This window comes from Desulfobacter sp. (genome assembly GCF_050177295.1).
Genome location: NZ_JBFXHE010000388.1, coordinates 1 through 4241, shown reverse-complemented (window position 1 = coordinate 4241; position 4241 = coordinate 1). Strand labels below are relative to the sequence as shown.

Sequence of the window (4241 nt, the reverse complement as noted above, 5' to 3'; positions counted from 1 at the left end):
CCTTTGACCCTGAGAATCCAAGAGTGTTTTGGGTTCATCCTAAACCCTCCCTCCCATTCGCCATAGAGTTGATATATTCCAAACTGCCGGAGCAATTCACTGAAGAGTCCACCTGTCTTTCCGTTTCCGACATTTATATCACCTCCCTGTACGAATGGGTCATGTATCGCTGTTATTCCATGGAAGGCAAAGGCATGGATATGGGAGAGGCCAGTATTCATCTGAACAACTTTTACAACATCATGGGAATCAAGAAGCAAAATGAAATCCTGCTGCAGCAAGTACAGGAGAATACCTGATGGACCGGTTTGTAAACTCCATATTGTCACAGGCCCCGGGATGCCCAAGGTCAGTCATCAAGCAGCATGTTCTAAAGGCTGCTATTCGATTTTGCAGCGAAACTTGGGTTTGGCAGCTAAAAGAAGACTGCCTGGTCCTTAAGGGTGCCGTTGACGTAATTTTGAGCGCTCCTGAAGACGCGGCTATAACTGGTATTCTTGAATTCAAGTTGAATGGGCGTGATTTTCAATTGTACTCCCGGTCCGGTGCCGTGGTTTCTTTTGATGCCCCGATATTTGAAGACGGAATCATCAATATCACAAAGGCCTTTATTCCCATGCGGGATGCCTCGGCCTTGCCGGATATTCTCCATGATGAATGGTTTGAAGGGGTTGAGGCCGGAGCTTTGTTTTCGCTTCGCTCAATGCCGGAAAAACCCTGGACGGACTCAGGGGGAGTCAGGACTGCATTATCTGTTTTTTACAGCGAAATCGGAAAGGCCAAGATAAGAGCTCGTCTTAAAAATGATGTTGCAGGGACCCGGGTCAAGTCCGTGAGGTTTATCTGATGATTGATCTGACTTCTTTTAAAGGAGAAATCCCCAAGGTGTCCGACCGGCTGCTGCCGACCGGATACGCCGCCGAGGCCAAAAACTGCGATCTGGACGGCGGCAATCTCCAGGCCATGAAAGGGACAACCTTTATTCAGGATGTCGCGGCCGGCACCCAGACCATTTTTAAAATGGCCTCGTCCTTTTTGGCCTGGGGTTCCGTTGTGGATGTGGTCCGGTCCCTTGTTGCAGACTCGGGCAACAGGATGCTTTTTTCCGGTGCCGGGTACCCAAAAGAGACGAATGAGGCATTGGCCCTGGCTTCGCCTCCCTTCCCGACCTATACCCGCCGCCTGGGTATCCCGGCCCCGACCAACGCCTTAACTGTAACCCTTACCGGGTCGGCAGGCAGCGAAGTGGCTTGCTCATCCTCCTACGTGTACACCATTGCCGGGAAGTGGGAAGACGGCAGCGAAGTGGAGTCCGCACCTTCTCCGCCGACCGGGGTCTTTGAAATTTATGAGGGAGTAACGCCTACTCTGACCGGATTTGTTGATTCGTCCGCCGAAGGGGTGTTCACAACCCATTTCAGGATTTACCGGCTCAATGCCGGGAACACCGGGGCGGAATATCAGTATGTCGATGAAATCTATGTGACCGAATCCCGGTTCGATGATTTAGTTGATGCGAACGATTTGGCAGAGGTGGTCCCTTCAACATACTGGACTTCGCCGGATGAGGCTCTTGAAGGCCTTACAGCAACCAGTCACGGGCTTGTTTTCGGGTTTAAGGGGAACACCATTTATCCATCGGACGTCTTTACGACCTATGCATACCCGGACGCTTATTCCCTTGTGACTGAATCCGACATTGTCGGGCTCGGGTATACCGGCAGCCTGGTAGCGGTCCTGACCAAAACGGTGCCGTATATGCTGCTGGGACAAGATCCGGCCACACTGTCCCTGCAGCGGCTCGGGTATCAGCAGCCGTGTGTCTCTGCACGGTCCGTTGCGAACATCCCGGGAGGATTGATCTATGCGTCCGCCGATGGCCTGTTCCGGATCAATGAAGCCGGAGAAGGAGCGTTGCTCACGGTAAACTTGTTCACGAAAAAGCAATGGAAGGCCCTGGGCCCGGAGAATTTGATCGGGGTCTATTATGACCAATCCTATTATGGGTTTGTTACAGGGTCCACCACCGGGTTCCGGTTGGACCTGGTGAGCGGAGATTACCGGGTATTTGAGCTTGCCGCGCCTGTCTACGGTGTCCATTATTCACCTGAAGCCGATGCCCTTTATCTGATTGTTGAAATGGCTGCCGGCCGGAAGGTGGTGGCATGGGGGAACGGGCCCATCATGGACTATACATGGGCATCTGGTGAGATCTCTTTCTCGGCGCAAAAGATATTCACTGCGGGGATGGTTCAAGGAGACTTCTCTGTAGGTGATGCGACTATGATGTTTTATGTGGACGGCCTCCTTGTTCATTCCAAATCTCTTGAATCTGATAACATTTTCCGGATTCCGCCTGTCCGGGGGAACGTTTTCCAAGTGAAACTTGAGGGCAAAGCGACCATTCACCGGGTTCTGTTTGGGGAATCCGTCGCGCAAATTGTCCGGGAGGTGAATTGATATGGCGCTATTACGTAATTTTTATCAAGGAGACACCCAGGATCTCGTATTTTTGCTGCGTGATGAAACTCAATCCCCCATATCTGTTGCCGGCGCCGCTTTGGTTCTAACGATAAAGAGCAAAGGGGATGATAGCGAAAACGATGAGGCCGCAGTCATTAAAAAGGAGCAGATGGGTGTAGAAACGGATACTGAAAACCCCACAGGAGAGATACTTCTTTCCCTTGAGCACGATGATACCTTGAAGCCACCGGGAAAGTACAAATACGACTTGAAGCTTATTCGGTTCATTAACGGAATTAAGAAGGTTACCACCCTGGATTCAGATGTCGTTGAGATTTATGAATCCGTAACAAAGGAGGTTTAATTATTGGAAACGAACAACAAAATTATCTTGGCCTCTTCCGAAATTAGTGTGTTTTTCAAACCGCAGCATGAACTCAGCGTAACCCAGGTGATGTATTCCCAGGGCCTGTCCCTGGGGGCTGCCCCGGCGCCTGTCCTGTCCGGTCCGGATTCGGGCCAGGCCCTGCAGGAGATCGCCGTGGAAATCGAGAACTACAGCCCGTTTTTAACGTATGCGGTCCACGTCACCGGCGGGGCTGTGGCCCGGGACGGGAACATTATTACATGGACACTGCCCGAGACCTGTGAGGTTGCGGCCCAGGTGCTGATTGTCACGACCAGGAATAATGGCTTCTTAAAAGAGGGCCATGCCGGGCATTTGGTGATGATGGAGGAATGATCCAATATGGGCGATCCCGCCGATCCTATAGTATCTAATATTCCATCTTCCTTCTCTGCGGATCAGAGCGCTTTTCTTCGAAGCCTGAAAAGCAGTGTGGAATTCCTCATGGGCCATGGCCGGAATTCCGATAAGACCCGGGCCTTGCGGGTTGGAGAATTGGAGAAATTAGGATGGGATTATCATGCCTTTTTGAAAAGTTCTGCATCCAGCCCGTATCCCACAGGGGGATCTTCCACATCCCAAAAGGTTCCGCCGGCGCCCAGTAATTTGGTTGTGTCCAAAGGAGTGTTTGTTCACACTTTGACCTGGGACAATCCTTCTGATCCTGACAAACTTGTTTCTCATGTGGAAATATGGGTGGCAGCGAACAGTCAATCCCGGGATGATGCTTCGCTTGTTGCCATCGTCACCGTTACCGATTCTCTAAGGGGCGAGCAGGGCATATATAAGCATGCCGGATTTGATGTGACCCATGATATGACGTATTGGATCCGCAATATCAGTTTTGGAGGGATGCATTCCCCCTGGTGCCCGCCTGATACCCAGGGCGGTTACACGGTGCCGGGCAGTGAATCAGTGAATGAAACCATTTCAAAAGTCCTCGATATTCTCAACGGACAAATCACGGAGAACCAGCTTTACGTCAGTTTGAACAGCAGGATCAACCTGATTGATGAGATCGGTACCGGTCTTGTTGACCGAGTCACGACTGTTGAGGAAGATGTCTCTTCCCATGCGTCAGATGTCACAACCCTGCAAACCACTGTCGGTGAACACACCACCGCCATCCAGACCCATGCCTCCTCCATCAACGGGATTGAGGGGAAATACTCTGTGAAGATTGACTCCAATGGGTATGTGTCAGGGTTTGGTTTGATTTCCACGGCTAATGACGGGGTCCCAACCAGTGAGTTCATTATCCTTACTGATAAATTCAAAATCGTGACCCCGGGAAAGAATCCGGTGGTGCCGTTTTCTGTGGGAATGGTGGACGGGATCCCCACGGTTGGGATTGACGGGAACGCAGTAATAG

General features: G+C 51.2%; 6 protein-coding genes. All 6 read left to right on the top strand.

Features of this window, described 5'->3' with window-relative positions:
- On the top strand, positions 1-299 hold a 299-nt coding region (locus AB7U36_RS19625), incomplete at its 5' end, for a DUF6682 family protein (RefSeq protein ID WP_428161327.1).
- Positions 299-847 carry a hypothetical protein gene (locus AB7U36_RS19620; protein ID WP_428161326.1) on the top strand — a complete coding sequence of 183 codons (549 nt, stop codon included), beginning with the start codon at positions 299-301 and terminating at the stop codon, positions 845-847. The genes AB7U36_RS19625 and AB7U36_RS19620, both read left to right, overlap by 1 nt.
- On the top strand, positions 847-2460 hold the full coding sequence (locus AB7U36_RS19615; protein WP_428161325.1) for a hypothetical protein: 1614 nt from the start codon (positions 847-849) through the stop codon (positions 2458-2460). Before AB7U36_RS19620 ends, AB7U36_RS19615 begins: the two co-directional genes overlap by 1 nt.
- Before the next feature lies 1 nt (position 2461).
- Complete coding sequence (locus tag AB7U36_RS19610; protein WP_428161324.1) at positions 2462-2827, top strand: hypothetical protein; 366 nt, start codon at positions 2462-2464, stop codon at positions 2825-2827.
- A gap of 3 nt (positions 2828-2830) precedes the next feature.
- Positions 2831-3205, top strand: coding sequence for a hypothetical protein (locus AB7U36_RS19605; RefSeq protein WP_428161323.1), 375 nt, complete (start codon positions 2831-2833; stop codon positions 3203-3205).
- A gap of 6 nt (positions 3206-3211) precedes the next feature.
- A partial coding sequence (locus AB7U36_RS19600; RefSeq protein ID WP_428161322.1) for a hypothetical protein occupies positions 3212-4241 on the top strand: 1030 nt, incomplete at its 3' end.